The sequence below is a fragment of the Enterococcus nangangensis genome, from assembly GCF_005405245.1.
Classification (GTDB): domain Bacteria; phylum Bacillota; class Bacilli; order Lactobacillales; family Enterococcaceae; genus Enterococcus_J; species Enterococcus_J nangangensis.
In genome coordinates, this window is record NZ_BJDR01000017.1 from 25,266 (window position 1) to 40,980 (window position 15,715).

The window sequence follows — 15,715 nt, forward strand, 5'->3', positions numbered from 1 at the left end:
CAAGAAAAAAATTTCCCTTTTTTCACTTTAAGGTTGGCCCCATAAAAAGTCAGCGACAGTTGCATCAACTTCAGTATTTTCATGGAGTTGTGAGTGCTGAGTATTCGCTCCGACAAAAACGTGTTCTTCATAGGTCAGACCAGCATTTTTAGCAGCCGCGGCCATACTCACCGCGCTCGGCAGCGGCACATTGCCATCCCCGGCATTAGGGTCATTGGGATCAGACTCACCAGCGAGGTTTAACCATTGTAAGTTGGGGGACAATTGATTTAATTTGTGTCCTAAATCTTGAAAACGCGGTGATTCGTTGCTGGGGCCATTGGCTGCTAAACTTGCTAAGGTCTCCCCACTGGCTAAAGTTACAAACTCGTTAAACGGCGCGGCGATAGAAATAAATTTTGCGACTTCCGGCACACTGTCATCTTGAGGAAAGGTCGTTAAGTAACGTAAACTACAAACGCCCCCCATGGAATGACCCACTAGGTTCACTGTCTCTACACCCTGCGTTTTTAAAAACTTAAGACAGTTGGCTAACCATTGCGCTTGATTCCATTCATTATTTTTACTATCGGTAAATAAAACTTGGATAAAGGGATTGTTGCCGGAAAGCTCCCCTTGACTTGCCACGGTACCATCACTAGCCACCGTTAAGGTCAGTTGCAGACTCCCAGCTTCATCTTGCGTTAAGCGTTGTAACACCCCACGAAAACTCCCCACCGTACCAGCATAACCATGAATAAAAAGCGTTGGTGTGTCGGAATAAGCATACGGGGCGGCTGCACTACTAGCAGTAGTTGAACTGGTAGCCGTGGTTGTGCTAACGGACGCTTCATTTGTGTTATTCGTTGTTTTCGAAGTATTCCTCTGGCATCCTACTAAAAGTAGCACACTTACAACTAACAAACTGGTGAGATATTTTTTCATCGTTTTGCTCCTTTCAAAAAAACAGGACTCCACTTGCGTGAAATCCTGTTTTACTTTTTAAATATGGTCTACTTGATCAAAGTCTAACTCGGTAGAAGTTTCCCGACCAAACATGTTGATGTTGACTTTTAATTTTTCTTTTTCGTAATCGACTTCGGTAACTTCCCCAGCTAAGCCGCTGAAAGCACCTTCGATGATTTGTAACGTATCCCCAACACTAACTTCTAGTTCTGTCGTCCGCGTACTCATCCCAATTGATTTTAAGATTGAATTAATTTCTTCTGGTAAAAGTGGCGCTGGTTTACTGCCGGCCCCATGAGAGCCTACAAAACCAGTTACCCCTGGCGTATTCCGTACAACATACCAAGAATCATCAGTCATGACCATTTCTACTAAAACGTAACCTGGGAAAGTTTTCCGCGTGGTTTCTTTCGTTTTTCCGCCCTTAACCTCGGTGTCTTGTTCTTCTGGTACGACTACCCGAAAAATTAAGTTACTCATCCCCATACTCTGAGCCCGAGATTCGATATTCGTTTTTACTTTATTTTCATAACCTGAGTAAGTATGTAAGACATACCATTGTTTTTCAAAAGATTCCATTGGTGAACCTCCAATTTATTTGTCAAAATAAAAAAACCTCGGCGACGCACGAAGTTTTTTCAGCACATTGATTATAGCATCTTCAAAAATAAAAGGCAAAGCCCTTTATTAATTTTTAATGACTAAGCCGATTGCTTTAGTGATGACAGTATCCATCAACCAGAACATGACGGCAAATAAAATAGAAGATTCAATAACCACTAAGGTATCTTTCCGTAATTGTTTTTTGCTAGGCCAAGTCACTAATTTCATTTCGTTAAAAACACTTTTAACAAAACCAACTTTTTTTTCGCCTGTTGCTTTATCTTTAGCCATAAGTACTCCTCCTTACTTTGTTTCTTTGTGCAATGTGTATTGATTGCAGTATTTACAAAATTTATTTATTTCTAGTCGTTGATCTTTTTTACCTTCAGAGACCGATTTTGTGTAGTTTCGCGAACCACACACGGTACATGCTAAGGCGACTTTTTTGGCAGCCATGAAAAACCTCCCATTTCGATAACTTCACAAGGATAACATTACCATTAATTAAAAAAAGTGTCAATTCGGGTTTTGCTTTAAAATGAGAATATGTTAAGATGGAATCAGAAAAACTGTTTTTCATTGGAGGGAATGTCTATGCTTATTAAATCGTTGGTGATGACCAAAGATCGTTTGACCACCGTGGATGAAACGGCCACCTTACAAGAAGCCTTGGAAATTTTAGAAGAATCCGGTTTCCGTTGTGTGCCAATTCTCGACGAGACGGGAGAAATTTTCCGGGGAAATATTTACAAAATGCACATCTACCGGCATAAAGCCAACGGTGGCGATATGAATTTACCGGTAACTTATTTATTAAAAAATGCTACGAAGTTTATCTATACTGACTCATCTTTCTTTAAAGTATTCTTTACCATCAAAGAGTTGCCTTATATCGCTGTATTAGACGAAGACAATCACTTCTATGGCATTTTAACCCACTCCAAACTTTTAGGGATGCTTTCTGAATCTTGGAATGTGGGGGCTGGTAGTTATGTCCTCACCATCGCCTCTTCAGGCAAACAAGGAGATTTAGCAGCGATTGCTAAAATTGTCGCCAAATATTGTAGCATTGAAAGCTGTATCACTTTAGATATTGGTAAAACCGATAAATATCGGCGGACCCTCATGACTTTACCGACAGATGCCGATGAAGAAGTGGTGGAAAATATCAAAACGCGTTTAGAGAAAAAAGGGTTTGAAGTCGTGGACGTTGAAGACTTGCGGAATCCTGATTAAACGATTGCCAAAAAGACTCGGACAATTCGGCTGAGTCTTTTTTTGCGTCCTACTCACAAAAAAACAGACCGCCTGTTAAGACGATCTGCTTTTTTGTTCTCTTAAAATCGTTCAGCAAAATGAATTTTTTGGTTAACAAAATACATGACTGGTGCTGAAAGTGCCATAATGATAAACTCACTAATGGCTAATGAAGCATAAGTAGCCCAAAATGGTGCATCAGCAGTAATGTTAAGCATAATGGCAATCAGAAACATGCTCCCTGTAAAGAAAAGCACATTTAAACTTAAACGCAGGTAGACATTTTTAATTTTCTTTTGCAACAAGGCACTTAAACCTAATGCCAAGAAAGTTTGGCCCCCACCGAATAAGGTGTCCATTAAGCCATAACCAAAAAATTGGTTAAAAATCACGACCCCTAGCAAAACACCCCAGATTAGTTTGCGGTTAAAGACCACCACGTGATTCAAACTTTCCGATACACGAAATTGAATCGCACCACTGGCTGGCCCCACAAAACATAAAGCCACGTATAAGGCGGCGATCATGGCATTGGCCACTAAGACCATCGTTTTTTGCGTCGATTTGGTTTGTGATTGACTGACTTTCATTTTCTTTTCCTCCTCCTAGTTTTGTTAACGCAGGATGGTTGATGAACTGCGCGGATAAATCCTTATTCATTCTACCGAAAAAAAATCGTTTCGTCTACCTCCCTGACGAATTTAGCAGTCCTTGTAGGCAGGCATACCGCCAAATTTTCAGCCGCTACCGAACTTTGAGCTGCTGATTGTTAAAAAAATTCAGCAAAAAAATATTTTCAACTTTTTAATTATCAGACACTTTGCTATAATGTCCCAGAGAGGAGGTCATTATGAGTATTCATTATCATTTTATTATTAACGAGCACGCCGCTAGTGGCAATGCGAAAAAAAATGCTGAACTCATTTTAGGACTAGCAAAAGACAGTGTGACGTATACTAGCCACTATTCTGAGTATCCCGGCCATATATTAACGATTATTCAACAATTAAAACCCCAACTACGTCCTTTCGACGCTAGCTTTCATACAGACAATCCCGAAGAAGAAATTCCTTTGTTAGTGGTGATTGGCGGTGACGGCACCTTACATGAGGTGATGAACGCCTTGTACCCTGACGGTTTAAAAATTCCCGTGGCTTATATTCCCTCTGGTTCCGGTAATGATTTTTCCCGCGGTGTGGGAATTTCTCGCAATCCAAGAACAGCTTGGCAACAAATTTTACAGGCGACGACACCTAAGACGGTCCAACTTTTGCAATATCAAGAAGGCATCACGGGTAAAAGTGGTGTGGTAGTGAATAACCTAGGCATTGGCTTAGATGCTAGTATTGTTAATGCCACTAACGATTCTGCTTCTAAAAGCACGCTGAATAAATTTCACTTAGGAAACCTCGCTTATACGTTATCCATCGTGGAGCAACTTTTCCGCCAGAAAGGTTTTCCCATTACCGTCCACGCCAATGGTCATGAAGATGGTTTTAATAAAGCTTATCTTTGTACCATCACCAACCACCCTTATTTTGGCGGAGGGATTAAAATTGCACCAATGGCCGATGCGTATGAAAAAAATTTAGATTTAGCGATGATTGAAAAAGTGAATCCCTTTAGTATTATCTGGCTGATTATTTTACTCATTCAGCAAAAGCATACCCGTCATCGCCTCTTTCACCACTATAAGACGGAAAATTTACGTTTAGTCAGTACGATTCCGCAATACGCCCAATTAGATGGTGAAATTTGGTCGAAACAATCGTATGACTTTACCTTTAATGTGACAGAAGGTTTATTTTGGTTTTAACATCAAAGAAGAGCTGCCCTCCTTTAAGGAAAAGCAGCTCTTCTTTCTTTTTACTTTTATTTTGCGTAAAGTTCACTGACTGGCGCCATAATGATGCCGTTTAAGTCATTGACAATGATACTAAAAGCTCGTTCTTTTTCCATCATGCCAGCGATTAATTCGTCGGCTTGCACCCGCGTGGAAAGATCATTACCACGGGAAATATCTTCATCGGAAAATTGAGCTCCCGTCATTTGTTTTTCTTGTAACATCATTTGAAACGCCCGGAACTCTTCAAAAAGTTCGTTGCTCTCTTTATTAGCCGTTACTTTTTCATGGGCTTCCTTCAATGTTTTAAACTCGGGTGTATCTCGTAATTCTCTTTCTAATTGGTGGGCCGTATCGTAGATATTGGTCACGTGAGTCACTCCTTAGATATTTTTTCTAACTGTTAATAAGTGTAGCATTTTTTGCGACAGATGAAAATCTTAATCCCCCAGTAAGCCATCGAAAAAGTTTTTCACTGAGTCTGTCGCTTTATCAAAGCCCTCTTTCAAGCGGCCCCCCCAGTAATCTGCGCCTTCTTTGACTTTATCGCCAAATTCTTGCCAATTACTGTTACTATTGTCACTTGCTTCTTTTTCATTATCTTTTTGGCTAGCATCAGCTACCGCAAAATCTTGCCCGCTAGTGTATTGTAAAAGCTCATTGGCTTCATTACGGAAAATTCGGGCTAAACCACCGCTACTGCCACTAGTGGTAGCGAGATAATGATCTTCAGACGTATTATCATAGCCTAGCCAAGACGCAATCACCACGTCTGGTGTATAACCCACAATCCATTGATACTTCGTGCCTTCACCAAACGTTGTCTCGGTGGTTCCTGTTTTTCCAGCCATCGTGTAATTATCCGGTTGTGCATTGACACCTGTTCCGGATGAGAAAACACCTTGTAACATGGAGGTCATCTCTTCGGCAACTTTAGCTGTCGTCACTTGCGTCGTTTCTGGATTAGCTTGGGCCACTACGGCGCCGGTGGAGTCGACAATTTTTTTAATATAATGGGGGGTAATCCGTTTTCCTTCATTAGCAAAAACAGTATAAGCCGAAGCCATCATTTGTGGGGAGACCCCGGTGGTTAAACCACCTAAGGCTAAGCCCCAATACTTATCTTCTTCCGCTAATTTCAAACCGAATTGCTCAGCCTTTTTAAAGCCAGTTTCTAGTCCCACTTTGTGTAAGAGCCAGACGGCTGGCATATTGACACTATGGGCTAAAGCTTCATACATGGGCATCTCCCCCGTGTATTCCCCTCCGAGGTTGGTCCCATCAGGATAATATTCTTGTAACTTGTCTTCCACCATACTATCAGGTGTCATCCCCGACTCTAGGGCTGGTGTATAAGAGACAATCGGCTTAATCGTTGATCCTGGGGAAATTTTAGACATGGTGGCCCGGTTGAAGCCCAAAAAGACGTGCTCATTACGGCCCCCTACAACACCTAAGACCCCGCCAGTTAAAGGATCAATGGCGATGGAAGCCGATTGGACCATCGTGCCATCAGCGGCATCAGCCGGGAAAAGGCTACTATTATCATAAGTATTTTGCATGGAACTTTGGATATTTTGACCTAACGTCGTGTAAATTTTATACCCTTTATTTAATAAGTCACTATCAGAAATTCCATACAGATTCTCTGCTTCCCGAATCACTTCATCAAAGAACCACGGATACTTGTACCCTTTATCGGAATTAGAATAATTGTCATGGAGTAAACTGGCTACTGCAATATTTTTTTGCGCTTGCGCCTCTTCATTAGAAATAACATTATTTTCTACCATCACAGAAAGGACAGTATTGCGGCGTTCCGTGGCGTTGTCGGGATTATCAATAGGATTATAAATGCCTGGCCCTTTTAGCATCCCCGTTAAAATTGCTGCTTCACCGGCGGTCACTTCTTTAGCTGAATGACCGAAATATTTTTGACAAGCGTCTTCTACGCCCCAAACACCGTTGGCAAAGTAAGAATTATTCAAGTACATCGCTAAAATTTCATCTTTGGAATAATTTTTTTCAATTTCGATGGCTAAAAAAAGCTCCCGCGCTTTGCGGTCAAAAGTTTGCTTTTGCGTTAAGTAAGCATTTTTGGCTAACTGTTGAGTGAGGGTCGAACCGCCCCCTGTAATGTGACCACTGGTGAGAATCCCCACCGCCGCTCGGGCAATCCCTTTCAGGTCGTAACCGTGGTGTTGGTAGAAACGCTTGTCTTCAGTGGCGACGACTGTTTTTTGAATTAACGGCGAGATTTCCGTTAGTTCCACGTAAGTCCCTTTTTGACCATATAACGTTCCAGCTTGATCCTCATCTTTATCATAGACGGTGGTCACTTGTTCGAGGGAAGACTTTAAAGTAGCCACATTGGCTTGTTTGGCGAGATAAAATAAATACGCGCTAGTGACTAAGACGACTAACAAGACCGCCAGTAAAAATATTTTATGAATATGATACTTTTTCCAAATTCGTTTTCGTGCTTGGTGGATATTTTTTAAATGAGGCTTGAGCCACTGCCAAAACTGCCCCAATTTTTCTTGTAAAACTTTCATGGTAAACTCCTTTTCAACTTAGGAAATTTCTATGTTATAATTGCCTACTGAACGTAGCATAGCATGCTAGAAAACAAATGACAAAACCCTGACGAAAATTTAAAAAAAGTTTGGGGAAGCTTAAGAAAATTTAAAAGAAAAGGAGTACAACATGGAACTCACGGTACAAGTGGCAGCAAACGTCCCTGTCCAACCCATCACGGAATATTTGCAAAATGAATTATTATTACCGCGGAAAGTCCGCCACTTTTTACGTACGCGGCGTAATGTTTTAGTGAACGGGGTGAGCCAACCTTTTCATACGCTATTACAGCCTGGTGATACCTTGCAGCTAACTTTTTTAGCTAGCGACTACCCAGAAGCTCATATTCTTTTAGGAAATGCCGCCTTGGTCCACGTGCTTTATGAGGACCGAGACATCCTGATCGTCAATAAACCAGTAGGAATTAAAACTCATCCCAATGCCCCACAAGAAAATGAAACGATGCTCAACCACGTCGCTGCCTACTTAGCAGGCCAACAACAGGCTCCTTATGTCGTTCATCGTTTAGACCAAGAAACTTCTGGTGCTTTGCTTTTTGCCAAAAATCCTGTAGTCTTACCGATTTTAGGGCGCCTCTTAGCAGAAAAAAAAGTCTATCGCACCTATCAAGCTCAAGTGGTCGGCAACGTAGCAAAAAAAGAATTCGTCATTGATGCTCCTCTTGGTCGCCATCGCCACGACCGCCGCAAACGAGTGGTGGATGAAAAAAATGGTCAGTCGGCCCGCACTCACGTTACAGTATGTTACCATACGCCCCATGAAAGTGGCCTTATGTTGCAATTAGAAACCGGCCGCACCCACCAAATTCGCGTCCATCTGGCCAGTATTCAGCATCCGATAATTGGCGATCCTTTGTATAATCCCCACGCTAAAAGCGGTGAGCGCTTAGCCTTACACGCCGTGGCCCTTGACTTAACGCATCCTTTTACGCAAGAAAAAATCCACGTTGAAGCCTTACCTAGTTTATTTTAAATAAAAAGCACCTGTTCGTGGCTGTTTTGCTAACTCCTTTGTTGAGCCGCAAATGCCAAGAGCAGGTGCATTTTTTATTTAGGGATAACCAAGGCAAAGCGCTGTAAGAACTTCGTTAACTCCTTCAAGACTACTTGATTTTTTCCTTGTTGATCATTTTCTAGTTGTAATACTAGTAAGGGTTCATGGAGGCTTTTCCGTAACAAGAACCACCCCGCACCAAAGCGCCCCGTAACATTAACGCGAACGCCTTCCGCATTAGGCAAAACTTCTTGCCATTCAGGAAAATCGGCGACAAAATCAGGCAACGTATTTAAAACCTGCTCCCCTAAAGAATCATCTGCTGGGTTTTCGTAAGCATAACGATATTCGTGAGCTTCTTGTGGTTGTTTTAAATCAGCAATCAAACTGAGTAACGTCTTCTTTTCTTTTTTTAATTGCGGCAAAGCCATTAAAATTTTAGCCACCACGTAGGCGCCGTCATCGAGAAAATAGTTTTCTTTAAAGGCAGCGTGCCCGCTAGTTTCAATGGCTAAAGGGCAATAGGTGCCCGCGGCATTTAAGGCAAGCCCGCGATTAATGACATTGCGATAACCAGAAATATAGCGATCTTGCTGACCACCTAAAGTTTGAATAAAATCTTCCAAATGGGCTGACGTCGGCGAGTTTGTCACAATCGTGCCTCCCGGGTGATTTTTTAACAACAAGACACTAAGTAACGCAATTAAATTATTGCGATTAATCGCCACGCCGTCATGCGTAATGACCGCCCCACGGTCCACATCGGTATCAAAAATAATCCCCAAGTCGGCGCCTTGAGCCAAAACAGCCGCTTGAATGCTGGCAATTGCTGCTGGATTATCTGGATTAGGGACGTGATTAGGAAAATGACCATCTGGATCTAAAAATTGCGAACCTGAAGTATCGGCACCTAAGGGTTGTAACACTTTTTCGGCAAAGAAGCCCCCGGCACCATTACCGGCATCAACGATGATGTGATAGCCGGCTAAAGGTCGTTCATTTGTTAATCCGGTGCCTACTTTAATTTTACGAACTAAATCAGCGCTATATAAAGACATCAACGCACTCGTGACGACTTTAGGCATACCGCTTCCTTGCGGAGTTTCAGCTTTTTCTAAAATAAAAGCGATATCATTTTTTTCAGCACCACCTGTGGCAGTAAAAAATTTTAAGCCGTTATATTCAAAGGGCAAGTGACTAGCACTAATCATCACGCCACAATCCGCTGCTACCTCTTTAAATTGCGTTGCCATAAACAGCGCCGGTGTCGTTGCTAGGCCCACTTTTAACACCGTCACTTGCGCCGAAAAACCTAAGAGTAGCGCTTCGTATAAGCTCGGCCCGGTTAAACGCGAGTCCATCCCAATGGCAATTTTTAAATTGCCAGTTAAGTGTTTACTTTCCCGTAACCACTTTTCGATCCCCACAGCAATTTTCGTTACGGCTTCTGGGGTTAGAGTGGCGACGTGTTTTAGCGTAGTTAAGGCTACGCCGCGAATATCTGAACCATTTTGTAAACGAGTAAGTTCCATGGTTGTGCTCCTTATTTTTTGGCAATCATTTCATTAATTTTATCGTAAATAGCTTGCGCTGCTGTTTCATCTGGGGAAATTAAAAGCGCCGTATTGGTTCCTGCCAAAGTGGCGACAATTTCTGGTGAATTCAAAGCGTCAAGTAAATCAGCGATTAAGTCCGCTGTCCCCGTCGTCGTGTGGATGATGGTCATGAATTGCACGCGATCCACTTTAGAAACCATGTCTTGCATCATCTCAGTTAAGTGTTGATCTGCATCAATGGCTTGTTCTTGGTAAAGATGATAATACGTTTGCCCTTCTGCATTACGTGCTTTAACAATGCGCAGTTCGCGAATATCGCGGGAAATCGTCGCTTGGGTAGCTTGGACGCCGGCACTAGCTAAAAGATTTAGTAACTCCTCTTGGGTTTCCACCGTATTTTGCGCTACAATTTGGGTTAAGAGTGCTTGCCGATCACTTTTTTTCATGAGTATCCTCCATTTCGCTTGCATTGAGTTAATTATACCAAATTTCCCAGCAAAATTTAGTAGAAATTTTTTTGGTACTTTATTTTTTGTAAACTCCCACTTATCAAGGAACACAACTAGTATTTACTGCTTTTTTTTGCTATAATGTTCTATGAATTTCACAATCTGGACAGGTTCTTCTTAGGAAGCCTGTTTTTTATTATGGAGGAAATTATTTATGGAAGAAAAAACACTGGTGGCTAGCGCCATTTACACCCTTTTAAAAGACCAATTAGACCTAGCAACAATTGAAAATTTATTAGAACGTCCCAAAGTTAAAACCCATGGCGACTGGGCTTTTCCAACTTTCGTCTTAGCCAAAAGTTTACGACAAGCTCCACAAAAAATTGCGGCTGACTTAGCTGAAAAAATGGTCAGTACAGACTTTGAACAAGTCGTAGCAGTCGGCCCTTACTTAAACTTTTTCTTAGACAAGGGACAAGTTTCTAGTCACGTCTTACAAAAAATTATTACTGCCGGTACACATTTCGGTGATGCCACCATCGGTAATGGCGAAACCATTACCATTGACATGTCTTCACCTAACATTGCTAAACCTATTTCCATGGGTCACTTACGCTCCACTGTCATCGGCAATGCCTTAGCCAACATTACCCAAAAAATTGGCTACACTCCTTACAAAATTAATCACCTGGGGGATTGGGGTACCCAATTTGGTAAACTGATTGTAGCCTATAAAAAATGGGGCACAGCAGACGCGGTGAAAGCTGCACCAATCAAGGAATTACTACGTCTTTACGTAGATTTCCACGAAAAAGCAGAAAACCAACCAGAATTAAATGATGAAGCACGGGCTTGGTTTAAAAAACTAGAAGAAAATGATAGCGAAGCCCTCGAACTTTGGCAATGGTTCCGCAGCGAATCTTTAAAAGAATTCCAAAAAATTTACGACATGTTGGAAGTTTCCTTTGATTCCTACAATGGCGAAGCTTTTTACAATGACAAAATGGACAAAGTCGTGACGCTGTTAGAAGAAAAACACCTCTTAAAACTTGATCAAGGCGCGGAAATCGTCGACCTCAGCGCGTATGACTTGAATCCAGCCCTCATTAAAAAATCAGACGGGGCCACTCTTTACATGACTCGGGACTTAGCTGCCGCTCTTTACCGCAAAGAAAATTATAACTTTGCTAAATCTTTATACGTGGTGGGCAACGAACAATCCATCCACTTTAAACAAATGAAGGCTGTCTTAAAAGAATTAGGCTTTGACTGGGCTGATGATATCTACCATATTCCTTTTGGTTTAATTACAAAAGACGGCAAAAAATTATCCACCCGTAAAGGGAAAATTATTTTACTAGAAGAAGTTTTAAACGATGCCATCGCTTCTGCGAAAGAACAAATCCAAGCTAAAAATCCTAATTTACCGAACCAAGATGAAGTTGCGCACCAAGTCGGCGTAGGCGCCGTTGTCTTCCACGACTTGAAAAATGATCGTCTCAACAACTTCGACTTCAATCTAGAAGAAGTCGTCCGCTTTGAAGGCGAAACCGGGCCTTACGTCCAATATACTCATGCCCGCAGTGCTTCTATTTTACGGAAAGCTAACTTCACGCCAGCTGCCGACATCACCTACGCCCTCACTGACGAAAACGCTTGGGAAGTCATCAAACTTTTACAAAGCTATCCAGAAACCGTCTTGCGGGCTAGCAATAACTTTGAACCTTCCGTCATTGCTAAACATGCCATTCAATTGGCCCAAGCTTTCAATAAATATTACGCCAACGTAAAAATTCTCGTGGCTGATGAAGAACAACCAGCGCGCCTCGCTTTAGTTTACGCTGTGAAGACTTTATTAAAAGAAGACTTGCGCTTACTCGGCATTCACGCACCCGAAGAAATGTAATCGTAAAACTTTCTTAAGATTTCAGCCTTTAGTCTGATGTACGTCAGCTAAAAATCAGGTATTCTTTTCTTAAGAGCAAAAGAAAAGGAGGTTCAAAAATGCGCTTGGTTTTAAAAAATTATCGTCCATTGTGGATTGCTGGTGTCTTAGGCACCCTTTTGGTTGGGCTTGTCACTTGGCAGCTCTATTTCCACCAAACTTTTTCTGAACGCCTCTTTCTTGATGCCACCTTTCTTTTTTTGATTGGTGCCATCATTGCCTTAAAAAAATATCATCAAAGTTTCCGTAGCCAACAAGTACTCTGGTCACTATCTTTGGGGCTACTCTCTTTAGGCAGCCTGATTAGTTGGCTTGTCTTATTACCTAATTAAAAAATGATGGAGCTCTCCTTTATTGTCGAGTATACACCAAATAGGCAATCACAGTTCTACAATGTATGTAGCTGTGGTTGCCCCTTTTATTTACAAGCAATTCTAACTCTGTCTGCCCATGGTAACTAGGCCTCAAGATTTGATAAATCTGAGAGGTTGGGCACTTACCATTATGAAAGCACATAGTTAGTTAAACCAATAACAATCCACGAAATAATTAAGATAGCATTCCCAGTAAACATTATTTTTTTTGCCCTAATCGAGCTCTGCCATTCATGGTCGATAAGTCCCCAAATACTACTGATAATTAACGCTAAAGCATTAAATCCAATCCACCCTACAACAGTTCCGTAATTGCCTAACAAGAATGTAGCTTTTCCATAAAAACCTAAAGCTGCGAACCAAATCATTCCAGTAGCCATCACTTTAAAGAAACCTACCTTAGCCCCTAATGATTTGTAATCAGAGAACTTATGATTTTTAAATAAAAGAAACAAAGGATACGTAAAATTAGCGATAAAACCACCTAAAAAGATAATCAACCAACCTAATAAGCTAGCACTCTTTCCACTGACTCCATCAGCTATTGCCAACTTAGAAGTGTAATCAGCGTATGAAAAACCTATGTTTTGTGCAGCTGAACCAATACCCGAAGCTAGTGCAATTACTAACCCTAAATTAAATTTACTACGATTTAAAGTATTATTCTTTTTTGTAGCTTGCTCTCTTACTAAACCAGCTTTCGTCAAAAAGACAACTCCGCATAGCATAATACATAATCCTAGCAAAAAAAATACTAAAAACAAACTAGTCGGTTTTGAAGAATTCATAAATAGCGGGACAAGCGAACCAATTGCAGCCGAACTTCCCATTGATATTCCGTAGGTTAAACTCATGCCAATAGTATCAATAGCTTTACCAAAACCGATAGCCGTTATGCCCCAAATAAAACCACAAAATACCACAGGCAAAATTATTTCCACAGGGGTAGAAATCAGATATTCCCCAAAATTGGGTATTTCTATGGAAATCCAGATTAGTGGGACTAGAATCATGGAAACTACTGAAAATAGTGCCCAAAAAGCTTCCCAACTAAAAGGGGTATACTTTTTCATTCCTAAACCAAAGGTCCCTTGAAAAAAACCAGCGGTAATTAATACTAGTAAACCTTGAATCATTTTTCTATTCTCCAATAATAAATATTTATTTTTATTTAATAACTTTAAGTATGAGACTAAATTTTTTTGCTTAAAGAGCTTGCAATCAAGTCATGACCGAAGTCAGATGGATGCAATCCATCGATAGATAATCCTTGATACGACGATAACAAATCATAACCATTCATATATTTAATCTGTGGATATTCATTTGACTCTTGTTCTAAAATCTGTCTAAACTCCTGATTTTTTAGATTCTTCGATAAATCGTTTTCTTTACGATACAGTCCAATGCAATAAATTGGCCCCACATTACGTGTACTGCTTATAATTTCCAAAAAATTTTTAGTTTTTTGTTGAAAATATTTATTTTCCCAAGAAAGTACGTTAACTCCCAGTTCTAAGATTAAAAAATCCCATTTTTATCTCTTAGAAACTCTGCAATTTCTTTATCAAGCTGACAACTTCCTGCAAATCCAAGATTGTAATAATCCTTTTTTAATTTCTGACTCAACTTAAAAACATAGCTATTGCTACTCAATGTAGCGCTACCCCCATGTGTGATGGATGAACCATAAGCAATAAATGAATCAGGAGGATAGTCTGCTTTACTTGGCAAACGCACCAGGCCTTCTACTCCTAAATATTCGTGAGCCCAATCATAAGGTAAAATGACTCGTATTAATTCTGGATTAAACGATTGCGAAATTTTTTGCAATCCATTTTTGAACAAATATTTCTTTTTAAGGGTAATTTCACTTTCACTTAAAGAAATAATTTGATTAGACAGCTCATAAGAAGTTTGAATATCCCCTTGATATACAGTGACGATGCCGTGGTTTAGTATGTTATCTCCACCTATGTGCCTCGAAAATTTAAGCTTAACTTCTTCCGACTCCATAAAAAATCGAAGTTCTACGCCGCAAGTATTATAGGCCATCCCTTGAGCTTTTTCATTTAATTTTTCACGAATATTTCCAGGAACTCGGGATAACTTATAGCCATGTGTTTTAGGATTATAAACAAATTCTTCTACGTTGTGAAAATCAATATTGTCTTTTATCATTTTTCTCCTTTTCTTATTGAAAAAAAAGAATATAAAGAAGTGTCCTACTTCCTTATATTCTTTTTTTATTAATGATAGATAACTAAAATTTTAATTTTAACTTATTTTACAAGAAAACTCCTTATAAAATCTGCGTACCATTTGTTATTTTTTAGTGACCAATCCTATTTTGCCTTTATTAGTTATTCACAAGGTATCTTTTTAAATCTAAGGAGCTTTTGGCTATTTCATTTGCCGCTATTTCAGCAACTTTAATGGCACCTTCTTCATTCAGATGAGTGTCATCATCTACTCCATCAGGATAGTTTAGTAATTCTCCAGACTTCCCTTTTAAAAAGAATTGCTTTGTTTCTACTTGGGTGTGCCCTTCTAACCACTTTTGGGTGTCTAAAAAAGTATCTAGAAGAACAAAAGAATTTTCTTCACAAAATTTTCTAACTGCCTCAGGATAAAGGCCTAAACTATCCGGATTAAGAAGGCCATTTGCTAAATAATCACGCCGTGAAATAGGCGTTAGTAATACCGGTGTAGCACCATTTTTTTTTGCTACTTCAGTAAAAGTACGAAGATTATCTAAGTACTCACCAAATGGCTCAGTTCCTCTAGTTGGATCTTCCAGTTTCTGATCATTATGGCCAAACTGAATAAAAAGAAAGTCGCCCTGTTCTAGCTTTTCATCAATTGTTTCAAGTCGCTTTTCTGCAATAAATGATTTCGTACTTCGACCATTTACTGCACAGTTTTCAAACTTAATTTTTGAATCAAAAAAGAGAGATAACTTTTCCCCCCAACCTGTTTCGGGTCTTTTTTTTCTTGTTTAGGAGCTGCGGTTGAATCTCCTGCTGGAATGGCAACACTTATTTTGACAAATTTTATAAGGTGTACCTTTTGTGTGTCTGTTATCCGTCCGATTGCCCTTGACAATGAGCCTTCAGGGTCATGACTTCCTACGGCAGAAGCGCACTATGAAA

Annotated in this window: 17 protein-coding genes; 5 read left to right on the forward strand and 12 right to left on the reverse strand. The window is 40.3% G+C overall.

The features are described from left to right. Nucleotides 1-27: 27 nt before the first annotated feature. The 4 genes from FFM57_RS06575 to rpmG all read right to left on the reverse strand — a co-directional run bounded on the left by FFM57_RS06575 (nucleotide 28) and on the right by rpmG (nucleotide 2,004). Nucleotides 28-924: an alpha/beta fold hydrolase gene (locus FFM57_RS06575; RefSeq protein WP_137599735.1), complete on the reverse strand. Its 897-nt coding sequence runs from the start codon at nucleotides 922-924 to the stop codon at nucleotides 28-30. Between the two features lie 57 nt (nucleotides 925-981). Then, nucleotides 982-1,524 carry a transcription termination/antitermination protein NusG gene (nusG, locus tag FFM57_RS06580; RefSeq protein WP_137599736.1) on the reverse strand — a complete coding sequence of 181 codons (543 nt, stop codon included), beginning with the start codon at nucleotides 1,522-1,524 and terminating at the stop codon, nucleotides 982-984. A 108-nt stretch (nucleotides 1,525-1,632) separates the two neighbouring features. Beyond that, nucleotides 1,633-1,839 carry a preprotein translocase subunit SecE gene (gene secE / locus FFM57_RS06585; protein WP_137599737.1) on the reverse strand — a complete coding sequence of 69 codons (207 nt, stop codon included), beginning with the start codon at nucleotides 1,837-1,839 and terminating at the stop codon, nucleotides 1,633-1,635. Nucleotides 1,840-1,851: 12 nt separating this feature from the next. Continuing rightward, a complete protein-coding gene (gene rpmG, locus FFM57_RS06590) occupies nucleotides 1,852-2,004 on the reverse strand; it encodes a 50S ribosomal protein L33 (protein ID WP_137599738.1) in 153 nt (50 codons plus the stop codon). 138 nt (nucleotides 2,005-2,142) lie between these two features. Between rpmG and cbpA the strand changes: the two genes are divergently transcribed. After that, a complete protein-coding gene (cbpA, locus tag FFM57_RS06595) occupies nucleotides 2,143-2,784 on the forward strand; it encodes a cyclic di-AMP binding protein CbpA (RefSeq protein ID WP_137599739.1) in 642 nt (213 codons plus the stop codon). A 101-nt stretch (nucleotides 2,785-2,885) separates the two neighbouring features. Here cbpA and FFM57_RS06600 read toward each other — a convergent pair whose 3' ends face one another. Then, entirely contained in the window at nucleotides 2,886-3,395 is a 510-nt protein-coding gene (locus tag FFM57_RS06600) for a QueT transporter family protein (protein ID WP_137599740.1), read from the reverse strand. A gap of 260 nt (nucleotides 3,396-3,655) precedes the next feature. Here FFM57_RS06600 and FFM57_RS06605 point away from each other — a divergent pair, with 260 nt between their 5' ends. Continuing rightward, nucleotides 3,656-4,621, forward strand: coding sequence for a diacylglycerol/lipid kinase family protein (locus FFM57_RS06605; RefSeq protein ID WP_137599741.1), 966 nt, complete (start codon nucleotides 3,656-3,658; stop codon nucleotides 4,619-4,621). 56 nt (nucleotides 4,622-4,677) lie between these two features. On the opposite strand, the gene FFM57_RS06610 is transcribed toward FFM57_RS06605, so the two are convergent. Together FFM57_RS06610 and FFM57_RS06615 are read right to left on the reverse strand one after the other, a co-directional pair. Continuing rightward, a complete protein-coding gene (locus tag FFM57_RS06610; RefSeq protein WP_137599742.1) occupies nucleotides 4,678-5,019 on the reverse strand; it encodes a YlbF/YmcA family competence regulator in 342 nt (113 codons plus the stop codon). Nucleotides 5,020-5,088: 69 nt separating this feature from the next. Next, on the reverse strand, nucleotides 5,089-7,203 hold the full coding sequence (locus FFM57_RS06615; RefSeq protein WP_137599743.1) for a PBP1A family penicillin-binding protein: 2,115 nt from the start codon (nucleotides 7,201-7,203) through the stop codon (nucleotides 5,089-5,091). Nucleotides 7,204-7,354: 151 nt separating this feature from the next. On the opposite strand from FFM57_RS06615, the gene FFM57_RS06620 reads away from it, so the two are divergent. Then, nucleotides 7,355-8,218, forward strand: a complete 864-nt coding sequence (locus FFM57_RS06620; RefSeq protein ID WP_137599744.1) for an RluA family pseudouridine synthase — start codon at nucleotides 7,355-7,357, stop codon at nucleotides 8,216-8,218. A gap of 74 nt (nucleotides 8,219-8,292) precedes the next feature. Here FFM57_RS06620 and FFM57_RS06625 read toward each other — a convergent pair whose 3' ends face one another. Both FFM57_RS06625 and argR read right to left on the reverse strand, forming a co-directional pair. Continuing rightward, the gene (locus tag FFM57_RS06625; RefSeq protein ID WP_137599745.1) at nucleotides 8,293-9,771 is read right to left on the reverse strand and encodes a phosphohexomutase domain-containing protein; all 1,479 of its coding nucleotides are present in this window, start codon (nucleotides 9,769-9,771) and stop codon (nucleotides 8,293-8,295) included. 11 nt (nucleotides 9,772-9,782) lie between these two features. Next, entirely contained in the window at nucleotides 9,783-10,241 is a 459-nt protein-coding gene (argR, locus tag FFM57_RS06630; RefSeq protein ID WP_137599746.1) for an arginine repressor, read from the reverse strand. A 217-nt stretch (nucleotides 10,242-10,458) separates the two neighbouring features. Between argR and argS the strand changes: the two genes are divergently transcribed. Then, entirely contained in the window at nucleotides 10,459-12,150 is a 1,692-nt protein-coding gene (gene argS / locus FFM57_RS06635) for an arginine--tRNA ligase (RefSeq protein ID WP_137599747.1), read from the forward strand. A gap of 98 nt (nucleotides 12,151-12,248) precedes the next feature. Beyond that, nucleotides 12,249-12,521 carry a hypothetical protein gene (locus FFM57_RS06640; protein WP_137599748.1) on the forward strand — a complete coding sequence of 91 codons (273 nt, stop codon included), beginning with the start codon at nucleotides 12,249-12,251 and terminating at the stop codon, nucleotides 12,519-12,521. A gap of 170 nt (nucleotides 12,522-12,691) precedes the next feature. On the opposite strand, the gene FFM57_RS06645 is transcribed toward FFM57_RS06640, so the two are convergent. From FFM57_RS06645 to FFM57_RS06660, 3 genes are all read right to left on the reverse strand, one after another. Continuing rightward, nucleotides 12,692-13,699: an L-rhamnose/proton symporter RhaT gene (locus tag FFM57_RS06645; protein ID WP_137599749.1), complete on the reverse strand. Its 1,008-nt coding sequence runs from the start codon at nucleotides 13,697-13,699 to the stop codon at nucleotides 12,692-12,694. A 385-nt stretch (nucleotides 13,700-14,084) separates the two neighbouring features. Then, the gene (locus tag FFM57_RS06655; protein ID WP_137599750.1) at nucleotides 14,085-14,744 is read right to left on the reverse strand and encodes an SGNH/GDSL hydrolase family protein; all 660 of its coding nucleotides are present in this window, start codon (nucleotides 14,742-14,744) and stop codon (nucleotides 14,085-14,087) included. A gap of 178 nt (nucleotides 14,745-14,922) precedes the next feature. Further along, nucleotides 14,923-15,498, reverse strand: a complete 576-nt coding sequence (locus FFM57_RS06660) for a GDSL-type esterase/lipase family protein (RefSeq protein WP_246023439.1) — start codon at nucleotides 15,496-15,498, stop codon at nucleotides 14,923-14,925. Nucleotides 15,499-15,715 lie beyond the last annotated feature (217 nt).